The 570-nt window shown below is 48.8% G+C and carries 1 pseudogene; it reads right to left on the reverse strand.

The features are described from left to right. Window positions 1-450 (reverse strand): annotated as a pseudogene (locus CIK04_RS27825) (sugar ABC transporter permease); the annotation flags it as partial. Between the last annotated feature and the right edge of the window lie 120 nt (window positions 451-570).

The raw sequence follows: 570 nt of genomic DNA on the forward strand, positions 1-570 counted from the left end.
AAAACTAAACTGCCAACCAAGACGCTCGCAACAGATCCGTTAATACGCCAATATGAGGGTTAAACAGAAATCCGCCAATGATCCCTGCGACGGCAGGTGCGACAGCGTAAACCCATGTTAAGGTGATGCGATAAGGACCTTGGCCATGAATGATGTTGTCTGCTTTCACCGCCAACAACAACAACGCGAGCGCGAGTGAAAGAAACGAAACTAACAGGGAAACAGCAAGGTAAAGCCTAAGGATTCCAAATAGTCGCTCGACGTGAACAGCAGTTGATAGTTTTCAAACCAAACAAAAGTGGAAGAGAGGCCCCATGGGTCTTCCAACATAAACGAGAGGTAAATGGCTTGTGCGGCAGGGTAGATAAAGAACACCCCGATGATCACGATCTGCGGCGCAAGCAGCAGATAGGGGAGTGGAGTGTGGGAAAAGTGTTGTCGGCGTTCCACGGTCATTCTCTATGTAAAACGGAAATAAAAAATGCCGCTGGCTCCAGAGAGCCGACGGCAAAGGGGTTATTGCACGGTACGAGCAAAGCGGTTAAGCAGTTTTTCGCTTTCGTTTTCCAC

It is taken from the genome of Vibrio sp. 03_296, assembly GCF_002265885.1.